The sequence below is a fragment of the Microbacterium schleiferi genome (assembly GCF_015565955.1).
In the GTDB taxonomy this organism is placed as follows: Bacteria; Actinomycetota; Actinomycetes; order Actinomycetales; family Microbacteriaceae; genus Microbacterium; species Microbacterium schleiferi_A.
Window position 1 is genome coordinate 639,559 of sequence record NZ_CP064760.1, and the last position, 17,089, is coordinate 656,647.

The following is a 17,089-nucleotide window of genomic DNA, read 5'->3' on the forward strand; positions in this document are numbered from 1 at the left end:
CACGGCCGCCGTCGGTTGTGGCGCGCGCCGCCGGGGGAGGGGCGGACGGATGCCGTATCGGGGAGCGGTGGATGGCGGCGGCGGTGATGCGGGTCGGAGGGGCGGATGCCGTCGCTGGTGAGGCGGGGCGGTGAGGCAGGGCGGGGCGGGCGGGCGGCGTGCCGTGGGTCAGAGGTCGAGGGAGGAGTGCAGGCGGCGCGTGACCTCGGCCAGCGGCATCCGCTTGGGGAACACCGCCACCACGACGTCGTCGGGGCTCGGATGCTCGGGGTCGGGGTGCACTCCGAATTTGCGCATGAGGTCATCGAGCGCGGTGCGCAGCACCGACACCGGCACGGGTTCGCGGTCGCGCAGCAACTGCCGCAGCACGTGGTTGTGGACAGCCGCGACGGATGCCGAGAAACCGACCGCGTCGATCGGATCGAGGCCCGGCAGGGCTCCGCGCAGGTACTCGTCAAAGAGGCGTTCGTAGCGGAACACGGTGACGATCTCGCGCTCGCGAAGCGCCGGAACCTTCCGGACCACCGAGTAGCGGCGCCGAGCGAGCTCGGGGTCGGCGGCGAAGTGCTCGAACACCGTGATCGCCGCCTCGCACACCGCGACCCACGGGTTCTCGTGCGGGCGCGACAGGTCCTCGCGCAGCTGGGCGAGGAGCAGCTCGTGGTCCGCGAACACGACGTCGTCCTTGCCGCCGAACTGACGGAAGAATGTCGACCGGGAGCTGCCGGCGGCCTGCGCGATCTGCTCGACGGATGTCGCATCGAAGCCGTTCCGATCGAACAGGTCGAGCGCGACGGCGACGACCGCGGTCCGCGATGACGGCGCGGCGGCAGTGGTGTCGGACATGCCGTGAGCCTACCGCCGAGGGAACCTCAAGTTTGGCTCAGCTTTCCCTCAAGGAAGGGGCTGCCGAGCCCAGGATCACCCCACGAAACCGCAGCTTTCCGGTATCGGACGGTAGCGTCGCGATGCGGGAACGCTCCGGGTGCCCAGCATCCGTCGACCCGCCTTTGTTGTGTGAGGCCGCTGGCCATGGACACGGGATGGATACGCAGGATGAGTGCACGCACAGCGTTGCCGTCGACCAGACGGCCGCAGTGGGGTTCCGAGAAGCGGCGCGAGCCGCTCTCGACCGTGCACGCGCGCCCGTCGGCCGCGAAGGTGGTGTGGGCGCGGATCGCGATCGGCGCGACGATCGCCGCGTGGATCGGCTACATGATCTTCACGATCCTGCCGCAGGTCTTCGCGAACGAGGGCGTGTTCCGGACGCTGGAGGCGATCCTCTACGCGTCTGTCGTGACGTTCCTGACGTTCTCGGCGCTGATGTACCTCGTCGCCCGCGAGGGAGCGTTCCGGCGGTTCCGCGGTCACGTGCGCGCGCCGCGCGGGCAGCTCGACCGCCACTTCGCCGACGGACACCACGACGGGCTGACGGTCCTCATCCCCTCGTATGCGGAAGAGCCGGCCGTCGTGCGCAAGACGATGTGGTCGGCAGCGCTGCAGGAGTACCCGTCGCTGCGGGTCGTGCTGCTGCTCGATGACAGCCCGTTCCCGACTGACCCCGTCGTGCAGGAACGGCTCGACGAGACCCGCCGCATCGCCTCCGACATCGAGGACGCTCTGGCCGAGCCGGGCGAGCGGTTCACGGAAGCGCTCCTGGCCTACGAGAACGAGTGGTTGCTGGGCGGCACGATTGCCCCGGATGCCGTCGATACGCTCCGCGACGAGTACGTCGCGGCCGTGGCGTGGTTGCGCGCCCTCGGCGACGACTGGCCGCACGAAGACCACGTCGACACGTTCTTCATCGACCAGGTCATCGGAGGACTTGCCGACGACCTCGATGCGACCGCGTGCGCTCTCCAGGCCGCGCTGGATGCCGATGCCGCCCCCACCGGCGAGCGACTGCTGGAACTTCACCGTCGCCTGGTGCGGATCTTCACGGTCGAAGCCACGACCTTCGAACGCAAGCGGTACGCGTCGCTGTCGAACGAGCCGAACAAGGCGATGAACCTCAACGCCTACATCGGGCTGCTGGGCGGTCGCTACCACTCCCACCCGACCGACGAAGGGACCGTTCTGGTCAGGGTCGGTCCGGCGGACGAGGCCGACGTCGTCATCCCCGACACGCCCTATCTCCTCACTCTCGACGCCGACTCGCTGCTGCTGCGCGACTACTGTCTGCGGCTCGTCCACTTTCTGGAGCAGCCCGAGAACGAGCGCGTCGCGGTGACGCAGACGCCCTACTCGTCGTTCCGGGGCGCCCCGACGCGTATCGAGCGTCTCGCGGGAGCGACCACCGACATCCAGCACATCCTGCACCAGGGGATGTCGGCGCACGACGCGACGTTCTGGGTGGGCGCCAACGCCGTCATCCGGCGGCGGGCGCTCGAAGACATCGTGCAGGTCGAGACGGTCAACGGCTACGAGGTGCGCCGCTACGTGCAGGACCGTACCGTCATCGAGGACACCGAATCGAGCATCGACCTTGCCGACCACGGCTGGTCCCTGGTCAACTACCCCGAGCGGCTGAGCTACAGCGCGACCCCGCCCGACTTCGGATCGCTCGTCGTGCAGCGCCGTCGGTGGGCCAACGGCGGTCTGCTGATCATGCCGAAGTTCCTGAAGTACGCGCAGCGGCGCCGCAAGTCGCATCGGCCGATCACGATCGCCGAGTGGATGCTGCGCACCAACTACATGGCATCGCTGGCGTGGGCATCCTTTGGCCTGATCATGCTGCTGACGTATCCGTTCGATAGCAGGCTGCTGAGCCCGCTGGTCGTGTTCGCGGCTCTGCCCTACTTCATCTCGCAGGCCAGTGACCTGCGTTACTCGGGTTATCGCACGATCGATATCTTCCGGATCTACGGTTTCAACCTGATTCTCTTGCCCGTCAACCTCGCGGGCGTCCTCAAGTCGATCGAGCAGGCCCTCACCGGCAAGAAGATCCCGTTCGCGCGCACCCCGAAGGTGCGAAACCGAACGGCCACGCAGCTGCTGTACGTGGTCGCTCCGTACGCGATCGTCATCTTCTCGGTCTTCACCGCGTGGTGGAACATCCTTCACGAGAACTGGGGCACGGCGGCCTTTGCCGCATTCAACGCGACCCTCGCGGCGTGGGCGATCGTCGAGAACATCGGCATCCTCGCCTCGATCGCCGACACGTGGCTTGGTCTCACCGACTGGATGTGGGTGGATGCGAACCCGCAGAAGCGGAAGCGCAGCAAGACCGGGCAACGGCCGCAAGCGGATTGGCGGGCGGCGCTCTACCACGGTCACCCGGCCCCGGGCGAGACCGCGCCGGCCTATCTGCCGCCGCCGACGGTTCCCGTACGGCCGATGATGCTCGAACTCACGACCCTCGACGAACCGGCCATGGCCGACCCTGAGGGGCTGGTTCTGGCTGCGCCGACCGCGATAGACCCACCGGAGCCCGATCCGGTGCCGGCGACCGAACCCGAGGTCGCCGACGCCGAGGTGGCTGCCGAGCCGGAACCCGAAACGGTGCCGGCAGCCGCCCCGGCGGCTCGCGACGATGAGGCGGATGTCGCCGAGCCGGATGCCGAGACCGGCGATCCGGAGTGGGTGCCGAGCGCCGACGCAGCGCCCCTCGCCGAGCCCGCGCGCGAGCCTGTCGCGAGCCCGTTCCAGCCCGAGCCCGAACCGACGGTGGCCGGAGTTGCCGTCGAGTCCGCGCCCGAGCCCGAGCCTGTCGCGCAGACCGAGGTGTTCCGCCCCACCTATGCGATCGCCCCCGCGTACGGCATGGAGCTGGTCCCCGACCTGTGGATGCCGGGGCCGGGCGGACACGTCGTCTCGGCCGAGTGGGATGACTTCGGTGACGCCGCTGACCATCCCATCGACGTCGCCGTCAGCGCGTGGACGCCCGCAGAAAGCACAGATCGGGCCATCCAGGTCTTCCCGCCGGCCGAGCCCGCTCGCGTCGAGCCGGCGCCCGCGGCGTGGAGTGCTGCACCGCAGCTCCCGCGCCAGACCGTTCCGGCGACGGGCGAGGCCACGCAGCAGGACATCGCCACCCGGTCCGCCCCGGAGCCGCCCCCGTGGTGGCAGCAGGATGCGCCGCAGCCCGTGTATCCGCGGTGGGAAACCTCCGCTCCGGCGGCGGTAACCCCGTGGCAGGTGCACTCGTCCTCGGCCGCGCAGTACCCGGCACAGCACTACCCGGCACAGCACTACCCGGCACAGCACTACCCGGCACAGCACTACCCGGCACAGCACTACCCGGCACAGCAGTTCCCGGCACAGCAGTTCCCGGTCGCGCAGCAGTACCCGGAACAGCACTACTCGGCCCCGCAGCACCAGGAACAGCGCTACCCGGCGCAGCACTACTCGCAGGCGCAGTACCCGGCGCAGCTGCACGACACCACGTCGGATGGCGGCGCGCCCTCGACGCTGCCTGCCTGGCGGGGACAGGCCACATACCCGTCGACGTCGTCGCCGTGGGACGCTCAGCAGGCGGCAGCCCACGAGGGTCACCCCGGGTGGCAGAGCCCGGTTCAGTCCGATCTCTACCCGCCGGAAATGGTCCCGGATCAGGCGCCGGCTGGGTCCGGCTGGGCTCCTGCTCCTGTTCCGGCGCCGACGGAGTGGCCCGCGCCCCCGCAGACCGCCGCGCGGAACTCTCCCGATGCCGTGCCGGTCGGTGTCCCGCCGGGCCGGATGCCGATTCGCAACGAGGTCCCCCTCTCGCCGAATGCCCCCGTGTCGCGCCCCGTGCGCGGCCGAGGTCGCGGGTGGTGAGCGACAAGGCGGCGAGCAGCGCCCAGGAGCGCCGAGCGGATGGTCCGCACGCCGGAAAGCGTCTGTCGCCGTGGCGGGTCATGCTCGGCATCCTCATCGCCGCAGCCGCCGGCGTTGCCATCTGGTTCGGGTTCCACACCGTCACCGATCGCGTCGTCGTCGATCCGAATCAGCCCTGGTTCGCGGCCTACGTCGACACCACGCTCACGCCCGCCTACCCCTTCGAGACGCCGGCATCCGACGCTGACGAGGATGTCGTTCTCGGCTTTGTCGTGGCCGCCGACGAGAGCACCTGCGAACCGTCCTGGGGAGCAGCGTATTCGCTGGATCAGGCCGCGCGAGACCTGGATCTCGACCGCCGCATTGCCCGGCTCAGACAGCAGGGCGGCGACGTCGTCGTGAGCTTCGGCGGGCGCGACAACACCGAGTTGGCAGCGGCCTGCTCGGATGCCGAGTCGCTCGCCGCGGCCTACAAGGCGGTCATCGACCGCTACGACCTCACCATCATCGATCTCGACATCGAGGGCGACGCGCTGCAGGATGCCGCGGTCGGCGCGCGCAGAGCACAGGCGCTGCGCATCCTTCAAGATGAGCGTGACGAGAACGATCCACTCACGGTCTGGGTCACCCTCCCCGTCACGCCCTCGGGCCTTGACGCTGCCGGTGAGGCCGCCGCCGCGCAGCTGATCGACGCGGGTGTTCAACTCGGCGGGATCAACGCCATGACGATGGACTACGGCGTGGACCTGGACGGCCAGACGATGGGCGAGGCTGCGATCTCGGCGATCACCGGTGTTCGTGACCAGCTCGTGGACATGCTCCGAGGCACCGACGAGCCGCTGACCTCCGCTGCTGCGTGGGCTCGCATCGGTGCAACACCGATGATCGGGCAGAACGACATCGTTGACGAAGTGTTCACGATGGAGGATGCCGCCCAGCTCAACCAGTTCGCGCTGGATGCCGGACTCGGACGCCTCTCGATGTGGTCAGCTAATCGCGACCGATCCTGCGGCGACAACTACGCCGACGTCCGGATCGTGTCCAACTATTGCAGTGGCGTCGACCAGGGCCAGGAGAGCTTCGCGGTGACGCTCGGAGACGGACTCACCACGACGGGGACCGCCGCCAGCCATACGCCTGTGCCGCTACCCAGCGCGTCGGTGACCGACGACCCCGCCGCCAGCCCGTACCCGATCTGGAACGCGGATACGCGCTACCTCGCGGGGTCGAAAGTGGTGTGGCACGGCATGGTCTACACGGCCAAGTGGTGGACGCGAGGTGACGTTCCCGACGACCCGATGGTCAGCGGCGCCGAAAGTCCGTGGGACCTCGTGGGTCCCGTGCTTCCCGGGGAGACCCCGTACGTCGTGCCGACGCTCCCACCCGGGACCTACCCCGACTGGTCGGGCGACACCGTCTACCGCGAGGGCGATCGGGTCCTCTACGAGGGCGTGCCCTTCGAGGCGAAGTGGTGGACGCAGGGCGATAGCCCGGCCGCGGCATCCGACGACCTCGACGGATCGCCGTGGGTTCCGCTGACCGTGGCGCAGATCGAGCAGATCGTCGGCAGCGGCTGAACGCTCTCGAGCCTCGGAGTTCGGACCGTTCTGCTGCGGGTAGTAGGCTGATTTCTCGGTCGAACTCTCTCGACATCGAGACATCAGACACCCTTCACCCACCCGACGCCGCAGCGGAGGACATCAGCGTGGATCTGTACGAGTACCAGGCACGAGACCTATTCGAGAAGTACGAGGTGCCGGTGCTCCCCGGCATCATCGCCGACACGCCTGAGGAGGCGAGGGCGGCTGCCGAGAAGATCGGTGGCGTCGTCGTCGTCAAGGCGCAGGTCAAGACCGGAGGCCGCGGCAAGGCCGGCGGCGTCAAGGTCGCAAAGAATGCCGACGAGGCCTATGAGGCTGCCAAGGCGATTCTCGGGCTCGACATCAAGGGCCACATCGTCAAGCGGGTCATGGTCGCCGCGGGTGCGCAGATCGCGGAGGAGTACTACTTCTCGGTTCTGCTCGACCGCGCCAACCGGTCGTACCTGAGCCTGTGCTCGGTCGAGGGTGGCATGGAGATCGAACAGCTCGCGGTCGAGAAGCCCGAGGCCCTCGCCCGGGTGGAGGTCGATCCCCTCGCCGGTATCACCCCCGAGAAGGCTCTCGAGATCGCCTCGGCTGCGGGCTTTGACGCCGAGCTTGCCCCGAAGGTCGCGGATGTCTTCGTCAAGCTCTTCGACGTCTACAAGGGCGAAGACGCGACCCTGGTGGAAGTCAACCCGCTCGTTCGCACCGAGTCCGGCGACATCATCGCCCTCGATGGCAAGGTCTCGATCGACGAGAACGCGGGCTTCCGTCACCCCGAGCACGCCGAGCTCGAGGACAAGGATGCCGCCGACCCGCTGGAGGCCAAGGCCAAGGCCAACGACCTCAATTACGTCAAGCTGGACGGCGCCGTCGGCATCATCGGCAACGGTGCTGGCCTCGTGATGTCGACGCTGGACGTCGTCGCGTACGCCGGAGAGGCACACGGCGGCGTCAAGCCCGCCAACTTCCTCGACATCGGCGGTGGCGCGTCAGCTGCCGTGATGGCTGCGGGCCTGGATGTCATCCTCGGCGACCCGCAGGTCAAGAGCGTGTTCGTCAACGTCTTCGGCGGCATCACGGCGTGCGACGCCGTCGCCAACGGCATCAAGGGCGCACTCGACACGCTCGGTGACACGGCCTCCAAGCCGCTGGTCGTGCGCCTGGACGGCAACCGCGTCGAGGAGGGCCGCGCGATCCTGCGCGAGTACGCCCACCCGCTCGTGACCCTGGCCGAGACGATGGACGAGGGCGCCGACAAGGCTGCCGAGCTCGCCAACGCCTGATCCCGCATCCGGAACCCACCGAAGGACTTCACAGACATGTCGATCTTCCTCAACCAGGACTCCAAGGTCATCGTCCAGGGCATCACCGGCGGCGAGGGCACCAAGCACACCGCGCTGATGCTCAAGGCCGGCACGCAGGTCGTCGGGGGCGTCAACGCCCGCAAGGCCGGCACGACCGTCTCCCACACCGACAAGGACGGCAACCCGGTCGAGCTGCCGGTGTTCGCATCCGTGGCCGAGGCGATGGCTGAGACCGGCGCCGACGTCTCGATCGCGTTCGTTCCCGCCGCCTTCACCAAGGACGCGATGATCGAGGCTATCGATGCCGAGATCCCGCTCTTGGTCGTCATCACCGAGGGTGTCCCCGTCGGCGACACCGCCGAGGCATGGGCCTACGCGAAGAGCAAGGGCAACACGACGCGCATCATCGGTCCCAACTGCCCCGGCATCATCACCCCCGGCGAGTCTCTCGTGGGCATCACCCCGGCCAACATCACCGGCAAGGGCCCGATCGGCCTCGTGTCGAAGTCGGGCACGCTGACCTACCAGATGATGTTCGAACTGCGCGACCTGGGCTTTTCGACCGCGATCGGCATCGGCGGTGACCCGGTCATCGGCACGACGCACATCGATGCGCTCGCCGCCTTCGAGGCTGACCCCGAGACCAAGGCGATCGTCATGATCGGTGAGATCGGTGGGGATGCCGAAGAGCGTGCCGCCGACTTCATCAAGGCCAACGTCACCAAGCCGGTTGTCGGCTACGTCGCCGGTTTCACGGCGCCCGAGGGTAAGACCATGGGTCACGCCGGCGCGATCGTCTCGGGATCGGCGGGCACGGCGCAGGCCAAGAAGGAGGCCCTCGAGGCCGCCGGCGTCAAGGTCGGCAAGACGCCATCTGAGACCGCCGCCCTGATGCGCGAGATCATCGAAGGTCTGACGTCGAGTCTTTGACGAGACACCCTCCGCGCCGCGAAACACCGCGGGTCGGAGGGTGTTTCGCTGTGACGATGGTGTCTCGCGGACGGGTGCGCGGGGGAGGGGTGGACGGTAGCCTGATGCTATGCCGCTGACCGGAGAGTACAAGCCGTCCACGTCGGAGTGGGCGCGCACGCAGGCCGAAACCTACGAAGCCACGGGAGGCGCCGAGGGTGCAGTATTGCGGGGCAAGCCCGTCATCGTGCTCACGACGCTGGGCGCGAAGACCGGCGGGCTGCGCAAGACCGCCCTCATGCGCGTCGAACACGACGGCAGCTATGCCGTGATCGCCTCGAAGGGTGGCGCGCCCGACGAGCCCAAGTGGGCCGGCAACATGCGCAAGCATGCCGCCGTCGAGCTGCAGGATGGCGCGGCCAAGCGCGACTACATCGCTCGCGAGGTCGAGGGAGACGAGCGCGACCAGTGGTGGGCCCGTGCCGTCGAGGTCTGGCCCGACTACGCCGAGTATCAGAAGAAGACCGATCGGCTGATCGCGGTCTTCGTGCTCGACCCCGCCTGAGCGCGGGCGCACGGTTCTGCGCAGGCTGAGAGTCTGCTCGCAGTTCCCGGGTTTTTCCGGCCCGTCACCAGGTTCCGATCACGCGGGGGCGGCACAATACCCACAGCGCCGCCCGTGCGCCCGGAGCCACCATGAACGACACCGCACGAGCCGCCTCAGCGAACTCGGCATCGCAGCGACGCACCCCCTGGTGGGTGTGGACGCTCGCAGGCGTCGGTGCGGCCGGGGTCGTCGCCTTCCTCGTCGTGATCGGGCTCGTGGTGGTGCCGCCCGCGCTGGCAAACCTGCGGACACAGGTGGCCAGCGCGCAGGACCCGCTCGTGATCGGGTCGGAGGCGGCATCCGTTGTGATCGCGGTTCCGGATGGGTGGCTGATCACCCACCCCGATGATGCGCACACCCTCATCGCAACGCCGGACCGCGGGATGATCGTCGATGTCACGCCGGCGGCCGGAGATCCTTCCGCCGCAGCCGCGGCAGCCGGGGTTGCCTCGCCGCTCGTCGAGACACTCGCCTCGGGGTTGACCGTCGCGCACGGCCCGCCGGTCCCGGCCGCCGACGAGGATGCCGCGAACGTCCCCGCTCTCGTCGCCGCCGTTGGGCCGGTGGCCGGCGGATCGGTCGTCTTCACGGCCTCCAGCGACGACCTCGATCGCTATCGGCCGGCACTGGCCAGCCTTCTCGAAGGGGTGAGACCATGAGCCGCCCCGTCATCCGGCCCGCAGCCCTGGCCGGCGTCGCCGTGGCTGCGCTCCTCGTCTCTGGTTGCGCCCCGGTCGTCGACGCGAACTGGACGCCACCGGCATGGCCGGCCACCACGCTGCAGGTCATTCGGGGAGATGTGGAACCGCTGAGCGCCGAACCGGGTCAGCCGTTGGCCGCGAATGTCTCGCCCGAACGCATCCGCCAGGATGGCATCGGCATTCAGGCGCGGTATGCCCTGCTGCCCGGGGACGCCGCCTTCAACGACGCCGTGCGCGCCTACGTCCGCACGGCGATCGGCGCACGCCAGGACGCGACCGGCGCCAGGTACTCACCGCAGGCCGGAGCGGTGGGCGCGGGACTTGCCGACCGGTCCTGCCGGCCAGGCTCCACCCTCACTCCGGCCGCCGAGGTGCTGGCTGACCCCGCGCTTGCCGGACCCATCGTCGGCGGCGGGTCGGCGAGCGTCGTCTGTGACGTCGTGTGGGCCTCGGGCAGCGTGTTCGGGCAGCGCCTGCGAACCGTCACCTCGAGTGGCGACGGCGTGGTGGGCGATAGCGTCGAGACGCTCTTCACCGACACCGCGAACGGTGACGTGTCGACGGCGGCTCAGCTGTGGGCTCCGGATGCCGCGGGAGCGCTCGCCGATGACGTGTTCGAGGGGTTGCGCCGCGCCGCCGGATCCCTCTCGCTCGCCCCGCTCGGGGACCCCGCGACGCTCGAGCAGCTGGCTGGCGCCTTCGCCACCACCATGCCCTCGGCCGCGGGGGCATGCAGTTCACGATCCCGGCGGGGTTCACGACTGACGCGCTCACTGCCCTTGGCATCCCCCCGACCGATGCGCCCCTGACGATCCTGGTTCCCGCGGTGCGCGCCGACCCGCTGCTCACCGACCTCGGCCGGCGAGTGCTCGCCTCGGTCGGGCAGCCGTACTCCGGCCCCAGCATCCAGAACCCGGGCGATGTTCCGGTCGACTGTTCCCTGACGCCGTGCGTTGCTCTCACCTACGATGACGGTCCGAGCGATCTCACACCGAGCATGTTGGACGCACTGGGCGCGCATCGCGCGAGCGCGACCTTCTTTGCGATGGGTGAGAAGGCGAAGAGGTACGCCGCCACCCTTCAGCGGATGGTCGCCGAGGGACACCTGGTCGGAAACCACTCGTGGAACCATCCCTCGCTGCCGACGCTCACCGATGCGCAGGTCGCTGCGCAGCTCGGCGATACGTCGGCTGCGCTGCAGGCGGCATCCGGACAGCCGATCACGATGTTCCGACCACCCTACGGCGAGTACACCGCGAGGGTCCTCGCGATCGCGCGGATGCCCGCCATCCTCTGGGACGTCGACACCGAGGACTGGAAGGGAATCGCCGACGACGTGCTCATCGAGCGCGCCATCACGCAGCCGCGGCCGGGCTCGATCGTGCTGCAGCACGACATCCACCAGAACACGGGACGTACTGTCGGTGCGATCTGCGATGGCCTTCTCGATCGCGGCTTCACGATCGTCACGATCGAGAAACTGTTCCGCGGCGACGTCCCGACGTCGGGGGCGTGGCGCAGCGCCCGGTGAGTCGACCGGCTGCCGGCCCGCGGATGGGTAAGGTCGAACCCGCATGAACCGGGTCATCGTCTTCCTTCTCGCCGCCTTCGACGCGCTGGTCACCGTCGCCGCCGGGCTCGTCGTCGTCCTCGCGCCAGCGACGCTGCTCTGGGTGGTCGAGTTCGGTGGGCTGGCGCCGTGGGACGCGCTCTGGCCGACTGCCGCGACCATCTGGCAGCTGGGGCACGTCGTCCCCCAGGAGATCACGCTGCCGGCCGACTACGTGGCAACGGCCGGTATCGACCCGGCGGCGGCACCCTTCATGCTCTCGCTGGCCCCGCTCGCCTTCGCGGGCTTCACCGCGATCTCGGCAGCTCGCTCGGGTCGCCGGGCGTCGCGCTCGGGCGCAGCATTCACCGGTGCGATCGCGGGAACCGTGGTGTTCGCCGCGGCAGCTGCCGGGATCGCCCTCACCGGCGCGAATGCCGTTGCGAACTCGAATCTGACCGAAGCTATCCTCTTCCCCGCGCTGATCTTCGGCATCCCCGCGATCCTCGGCGCACTCGTCGGGGAGTGGCAGGATGCCGACCGCGGCATCATTGCTGCGCTGCGGGAGCGCACCGAGGACCTGCCCGAGGACTGGTCCCTCGCCCCGACGGTCATCGCGCGGGCCGGGGCGATCACCGTCGTCGGCCTCATCGGCGTGGCAGCGCTGGCCACTGCTGTGGTGATCTTTGCCCGCGGCTCCCAGATCGTCGGCCTGTACGAGGCATCCAACGTGGATGTCCTCGGGGCCGTGGTCCTCACGCTCGGTCAGCTTCTGTACCTTCCCACCCTCGTCGTGTGGGCGCTGGCGTTCGTCGCGGGACCGGGCGTTTCGCTGGGGGCAGGATCGACGGTCGCGGCATCCGGAACCACGACGGGCGTCCTGCCCGGCGTGCCGTTGCTCGGCGCACTCCCCGAGTCGACGTCACCGTGGCTGCTGCTGCTTGCGCTTCTTCCCGTCGGTGTCGGGGCCTTCGCCGGGTGGGTTGCCCGGTCATCGTACGCCGCGGATGCCGAGCGCATCAGCGCCCGCATCGCCACGACGCTCGGGATCGCGGTCTTTGCCGCGGGCTCGGCCGCGATCCTCGCCGTGCTCGCTTCCGGCTCGCTCGGGCCAGGAACTCTCGCGCAGGTGGGGCCGGAGGCAGGCCCCGTCGCTCTGGCGATCGGTGTCGAGGTCGGCGTCAGCGCCGGCATCCTGCTGCTCTCGCCTCGGCGGCGAGCCCGCGATGACGGGGCCAGCGCCTCGCCGCCCGCGGCACTGCTGGAGCCCTCGATAGACTGAGCCGGTGCTCACCGTCGCCGTTCTCATCTCCGGCGCCGGATCGAACCTGCGGGCGCTGCTCGAGGCGGCGAACGAGCCCGACTATCCGGCGCGGATCGTTGTCGTCGGCGCTGACCGCGAGGCCGAGGGGCTCGCGCACGCCGAGGCATTCGGCATCCCGTGGTTCTTCGTGCCGTATGCCGAGTACCCGAACCGCGAGGAGTGGGGCGACGCGTTGCGTGACCAGCTCGCTGCCTGGCAACCCGACCTCATCGTGCTCAGCGGCCTGATGAGGCTGCTCCCTGCGTCGGTGCTTGAACCCTGGGCGCCGCGAATCATCAACACCCACCCCGCGTACCTGCCGGAGTTCCCCGGCGCTCACGGCGTGCGGGACGCGCTCGCGGCCGGCGCCACCCAGACCGGCGCGAGCGTCATCGTCGTCGATGCCGGCGTCGATACCGGTCCGATCCTCGCTCAGGAGCGCATCGCGGTGCTCGCCGGCGACGACGAGGCGAGCCTTCATGAGAGGATCAAGCCGGTCGAAAGACGACTTCTGATCGACGTCGTGCGGCGCATCGCCACCGGCGAGATCGACCTCTCCGCTCCCTGACGATTTCTCTGACCGGGCCGCGACGACGCAGCACGCGCGGCCGATGACCACCCGACAGCTTCCGAACCAGAGCTTCCAGCCCCACAGCCCAGAGCCCCGACAGCAAGGAGACCTGATGGCAGGCCCCAGTCACGACCCGTCCCTGTACCGCGACCGCGACGTCGTGCCCGTCCGCCGGGCACTGGTCTCGGTCAGCGATAAGACCGACCTCATCAGCCTCGCCACCGCGCTCGCCGAGGCCGGCGTCGAGATCGTTTCCACGGGGTCGACGGCTGCGACCATCCGGGACGCCGGATTCGCCGTGACCGATGTCGCGGCCGTGACCGGCTTTCCCGAGTCGCTCGACGGGCGTGTCAAGACGCTGCACCCCTCGGTGCACGCGGGGCTTCTTGCCGACCTCCGCCTTGCGCACCACGAGAACCAGCTCGAGGATCTCGGCATCCGGCCCTTCGAGCTCGTCGTGGTCAACCTCTACCCGTTCGTCGAGACGGTAGCGTCCGGCGCCCAGGGCGACGATGTCGTCGAGCAGATCGATATCGGCGGTCCGGCGATGGTGCGGGCCTCGGCCAAGAACTACGCGAACGTCGCGATCGTCGTCTCGCCCGAGTCGTACGGGTCGGTCATCGAGTCGATCCGTGCCGGTGGCACATCGCTGGCACAGCGCCGCGAGCTTGCCGCTCGGGCCTTTGCGCACACCGCCGAGTACGACCGGGCAGTCGCCACCTGGTTCGCCGATGAGACTCTGGGGGAGGACGTCGACCTTCCCTCGCACCTGACGATCCGCGCGGAGCGTCTCGCGACGCTGCGTTACGGCGAGAACATGCACCAGCGTGCGGCGATCTACACGCGCACCGGTGGTCACGGCATCGCCCAGGCAACCCAGCTGCAGGGCAAGGAGATGTCATACAACAACTACGTCGACGCCGACGCCGCCCTGCGCGCCGCGTTCGACCTGGTCAAGCCCGCCGTCGCGATCATCAAGCACGCGAACCCCTGCGGCATCGCGGTGACGGCGCCCAACGCGCTCGACCCGATCGCCAGCGCACACCTGCGCGCTCACGCATGCGACCCGGTCTCGGCTTTCGGAGGTGTCATTGCCGCCAACCGCAAGGTGACGCTGAAGATGGCCGAGAACCTGCGCGACATCTTCACCGAGGTGATCGTGGCGCCGGACTTCGAGCCGGAAGCCCTCGAGGTCTTCCGACTCAAGAACAACCTGCGCGTTCTCAAGCTGCCCGACGACTGGAAGCAGGAGCCGATGGATGTTCGGCTCATCTCGGGCGGCCTGCTGCTGCAGGATGCCGACCGCTTCCCCGATGACATCGAATCCGTCGCGACCGACTGGGAGCTCGTCTCCGGCGAGCGGCCGGATGCCGATGCGATGACGAACCTGATCTTCGCGTGGAAGTCCTGCCGAGCCGTGAAGTCGAATGCGATCGTCCTCGCGAAGGACTCGGCGACGGTCGGGATCGGCATGGGCCAGGTTAACCGGGTGGACTCGTGCCGCTTGGCCGTCGAGCGCGCCGGCGATCGCGTCCAGGGCGCGGTTGCGGCATCCGACGCATTCTTCCCGTTCGCTGACGGACCCCAGGTCCTCATCGACGCCGGCGTTTCGGCGATCGTGCAGCCGGGAGGGTCGGTTCGCGATGAAGAGGTCGTGAAGGCCGCCCGCGACGCGGGCATCACGATGTTCTTCACGCGCGAGCGCCACTTCTTCCACTAGGAGCGGGTCGCGCGGGCGGACCGATTGCAGGATCAGCGCCGGTCGGGTTGCTTGCCACGCGGCTGGAGGGGCCGATCATCCTGCGTTCGGTCCGGCGAGTGGGCCGGCCATGCGCTCGCTCAGGGGCGGCCGTAGGCCTCCAGCCAGCGCAGCCACACTTCGCTGACGGTCGGGTATGACGGCACCGCGTGCCAGAGTCGGCTCAGCGGAACCTCACCGACGATGGCGATCGTGGCCGAGTGCAGCAGCTCCGCCACGTCCGGCCCGACGAAGGTTGCACCAACCAGCACCTCACGTTCCCGGTCGACGACGGCGCGTGCCTGGCCCCGGTAGTCATCCGAAGCCGTGGAGGCTCCCGCGACCCACGCGAGGTCGTAGTCCAGCACCCGGATGTTGATCCCTGCGGCCTCCGCACGCTCGGCGGTGAGCCCGACCGAGGCGACCTCGGGGTCGGTGAAGGTCACCTGAGGGACGTGGTCGTGGTCGGCGGTTGCGACATGCGTGCCCCAGCGGGAGGTGTCGACGTGGGCGCCGCGGGCGCGGGCGGCGATGACATCCCCCGCAGCGCGCGCCTGATACTTCCCCTGGTGAGTGAGGAGGGCGCGGTGATTGACATCGCCGACCGCGTAGAGCCAGTCGGTGTCGCGCACGAGCATCGTGTCGTCGACATCGAGCCACGCGCCCGGCTTCAGATCGACGGATTCGAGGCCGAGGTCTGCCGTTCGCGGTACCCGTCCGGTGGCCACGAGCACCTCGTCCGCTGTTACCGACGTGCCGTCCGAGAGGGTGAGAGTGCGTCCATTCTCGTCGCGGGATGCCGAGACGACATCCACCCCCGTGAGGACCCGGGCGCCCTGCCCAGTCAGCGCTTCTCCGACTATCTCACCGGCGAACGGCTCCATGCCGCCGAGCAGGCCCGAGCGGGCGATGAGCGTGACATCCGTGCCGAAGCTCGCGTATGCGGTTGCCATCTCGCATCCCACGACCCCGCCGCCGATGATCGCGAGCGACGCCGGGGCCGATCGCGCGCTCGTCGCTTCACGGCTCGTCCACGGTTCGATCTCCCGCAGCCCCGGGGTGTTCGGCAACAGTGCCGCCGAACCGGTGCAGACGGCGACGGCGTGGGTTGCGATGAGGTCGACGACCTCGCCACCGGGACGGGTCACCTCGACGCGCTTGCGGCCCGCGATCCGCGCGTGGCCACGGACCAGGTCGATCCCGGTGTTCTCGAGCCACTCGACCTGCGAAGAGTCGTTCCAGTCGTGGGTCATGCCCGTGCGCCGCGCCAGGGTCGCGGCGACGTCTAGCTCACCGGTGACTGCCTGTTTGGCTCCGTCGACAGCTCGCGCGGCGCGCAGCACCGCACCACTACGCAGCAGTGCCTTTGATGGCATGCACGCCCAGTACGAGCACTCGCCACCGACGAGTTCGCTTTCGACGATGACGACCCGCAGGCCCCCCTGCACTGCCCGGTCGGCCACATTCTCGCCGACCGGTCCGGCCCCGATCACAACAAGGTCATACTCCCGCGCGCTCATATGCCACGGTAACCCGCCCACCCCGGTAGCGCGCCAGAAAGGGGGCGCAGATTGTCGTGACCGTCGAGATTGTGGGCGCGTGTTGCCGCATCCCTCGCCGGAAGCGACCATCCGCGACCACTTTCCGCTCGCGGGCTGGCTGCAGCGGAGCGCGAGCGTCGCGCGTCGCGCTTCGCCGCGGCTCGTCGGCTCCGGGCATCACGCCGTGCCGATCGCAGGATGAACGTGCCGATCCTGCCCGAGAACGGGTAGCGGCGCAGTTCTGGTCCTGCATTCGGGACATCGCCGGTCCATGCCGGGTCGCGGGGAGAGCGCGGCGAGAAGAAACCGCCCGCATTGCCGCCTCCGGTCCCGGCTCCGCGCCGGTTGAGCCGCGTGGCCGTGCCGATCGCAGGATCAACGTGCCCGTTCGTGCCACCGAGGGGCCCACGCGCCACTCTGGTCCTGCGTTCGGCACCCTCGGCGCGGGGTTCTCGGCAGGATGGCTCCCGCTGCCGTGTCCGATTTCCGCCAGTGCGTGGGGGAGGGGCGTGGCAGTCTGGA

13 protein-coding genes are annotated in these 17,089 nt (G+C 69.2%); 11 read left to right on the forward strand and 2 right to left on the reverse strand.

Annotation, left to right across the window (positions count from 1 at the left end; all coding sequences use genetic code 11):
• Nucleotides 1-168: 168 nt before the first annotated feature.
• A complete protein-coding gene (locus IT882_RS03075; RefSeq protein ID WP_195693121.1) occupies nt 169-846 on the reverse strand; it encodes a TetR family transcriptional regulator in 678 nt (225 codons plus the stop codon).
• A 210-nt stretch (nt 847-1,056) separates the two neighbouring features.
• Between IT882_RS03075 and IT882_RS16255 the strand changes: the two genes are divergently transcribed.
• The 11 genes from IT882_RS16255 to purH all read left to right on the forward strand — a co-directional run bounded on the left by IT882_RS16255 (nt 1,057) and on the right by purH (nt 15,008).
• The gene (locus IT882_RS16255) at nt 1,057-4,758 is read left to right on the forward strand and encodes a glycosyltransferase family 2 protein (protein WP_229382272.1); all 3,702 of its coding nucleotides are present in this window, start codon (nt 1,057-1,059) and stop codon (nt 4,756-4,758) included.
• The gene (locus IT882_RS03085; protein WP_229382273.1) at nt 4,755-6,335 is read left to right on the forward strand and encodes a chitinase; all 1,581 of its coding nucleotides are present in this window, start codon (nt 4,755-4,757) and stop codon (nt 6,333-6,335) included. The genes IT882_RS16255 and IT882_RS03085 overlap by 4 nt, the downstream gene beginning before the upstream one ends.
• A 128-nt stretch (nt 6,336-6,463) precedes the next feature.
• On the forward strand, nt 6,464-7,627 hold the full coding sequence (sucC, locus tag IT882_RS03090) for an ADP-forming succinate--CoA ligase subunit beta (protein ID WP_195693122.1): 1,164 nt from the start codon (nt 6,464-6,466) through the stop codon (nt 7,625-7,627).
• A gap of 36 nt (nt 7,628-7,663) precedes the next feature.
• Entirely contained in the window at nt 7,664-8,578 is a 915-nt protein-coding gene (gene sucD / locus IT882_RS03095) for a succinate--CoA ligase subunit alpha (protein WP_195693123.1), read from the forward strand.
• Nucleotides 8,579-8,687: 109 nt separating this feature from the next.
• Nucleotides 8,688-9,122, forward strand: a complete 435-nt coding sequence (locus IT882_RS03100) for a nitroreductase family deazaflavin-dependent oxidoreductase (RefSeq protein ID WP_195693124.1) — start codon at nt 8,688-8,690, stop codon at nt 9,120-9,122.
• A gap of 131 nt (nt 9,123-9,253) precedes the next feature.
• Nucleotides 9,254-9,823 carry a hypothetical protein gene (locus IT882_RS03105; RefSeq protein WP_195693125.1) on the forward strand — a complete coding sequence of 190 codons (570 nt, stop codon included), beginning with the start codon at nt 9,254-9,256 and terminating at the stop codon, nt 9,821-9,823.
• Nucleotides 9,820-10,674 (forward strand): hypothetical protein, encoded by an 855-nt coding sequence (locus tag IT882_RS03110; protein ID WP_195693126.1) that lies wholly within the window; start codon nt 9,820-9,822, stop codon nt 10,672-10,674. Before IT882_RS03105 ends, IT882_RS03110 begins: the two co-directional genes overlap by 4 nt.
• Nucleotides 10,596-11,396: a polysaccharide deacetylase family protein gene (locus tag IT882_RS03115; protein ID WP_195693127.1), complete on the forward strand. Its 801-nt coding sequence runs from the start codon at nt 10,596-10,598 to the stop codon at nt 11,394-11,396. Before IT882_RS03110 ends, IT882_RS03115 begins: the two co-directional genes overlap by 79 nt.
• Before the next feature lie 43 nt (nt 11,397-11,439).
• Nucleotides 11,440-12,696, forward strand: a complete 1,257-nt coding sequence (locus IT882_RS03120) for a DUF6350 family protein (protein ID WP_195693128.1) — start codon at nt 11,440-11,442, stop codon at nt 12,694-12,696.
• A gap of 4 nt (nt 12,697-12,700) precedes the next feature.
• Nucleotides 12,701-13,285, forward strand: a complete 585-nt coding sequence (gene purN / locus IT882_RS03125; RefSeq protein WP_195693129.1) for a phosphoribosylglycinamide formyltransferase — start codon at nt 12,701-12,703, stop codon at nt 13,283-13,285.
• A gap of 115 nt (nt 13,286-13,400) precedes the next feature.
• Complete coding sequence (gene purH, locus IT882_RS03130; protein WP_195693130.1) at nt 13,401-15,008, forward strand: bifunctional phosphoribosylaminoimidazolecarboxamide formyltransferase/IMP cyclohydrolase; 1,608 nt, start codon at nt 13,401-13,403, stop codon at nt 15,006-15,008.
• Nucleotides 15,009-15,127: 119 nt separating this feature from the next.
• Here the strand turns inward: purH and IT882_RS03135 are convergent, their stop codons facing one another.
• On the reverse strand, nt 15,128-16,546 hold the full coding sequence (locus IT882_RS03135) for a dihydrolipoyl dehydrogenase family protein (protein ID WP_195693131.1): 1,419 nt from the start codon (nt 16,544-16,546) through the stop codon (nt 15,128-15,130).
• Nucleotides 16,547-17,089 lie beyond the last annotated feature (543 nt).

Coding starts and splice junctions, on each gene's coding strand:
- IT882_RS03110 (WP_195693126.1), top strand. CDS start 9,820: ATGAGCCGCCCCGTCATCCGGCCCGCAGCCCTGGCCGGCGTCGCCGTG.
- IT882_RS03135 (WP_195693131.1), bottom strand. CDS start 16,546: ATGAGCGCGCGGGAGTATGACCTTGTTGTGATCGGGGCCGGACCGGTC.
- sucD (WP_195693123.1), top strand. CDS start 7,664: ATGTCGATCTTCCTCAACCAGGACTCCAAGGTCATCGTCCAGGGCATC.
- purH (WP_195693130.1), top strand. CDS start 13,401: ATGGCAGGCCCCAGTCACGACCCGTCCCTGTACCGCGACCGCGACGTC.
- IT882_RS03105 (WP_195693125.1), top strand. CDS start 9,254: ATGAACGACACCGCACGAGCCGCCTCAGCGAACTCGGCATCGCAGCGA.
- IT882_RS03120 (WP_195693128.1), top strand. CDS start 11,440: ATGAACCGGGTCATCGTCTTCCTTCTCGCCGCCTTCGACGCGCTGGTC.
- IT882_RS16255 (WP_229382272.1), top strand. CDS start 1,057: ATGAGTGCACGCACAGCGTTGCCGTCGACCAGACGGCCGCAGTGGGGT.
- IT882_RS03075 (WP_195693121.1), bottom strand. CDS start 846: ATGTCCGACACCACTGCCGCCGCGCCGTCATCGCGGACCGCGGTCGTC.
- IT882_RS03115 (WP_195693127.1), top strand. CDS start 10,596: ATGCAGTTCACGATCCCGGCGGGGTTCACGACTGACGCGCTCACTGCC.
- IT882_RS03100 (WP_195693124.1), top strand. CDS start 8,688: ATGCCGCTGACCGGAGAGTACAAGCCGTCCACGTCGGAGTGGGCGCGC.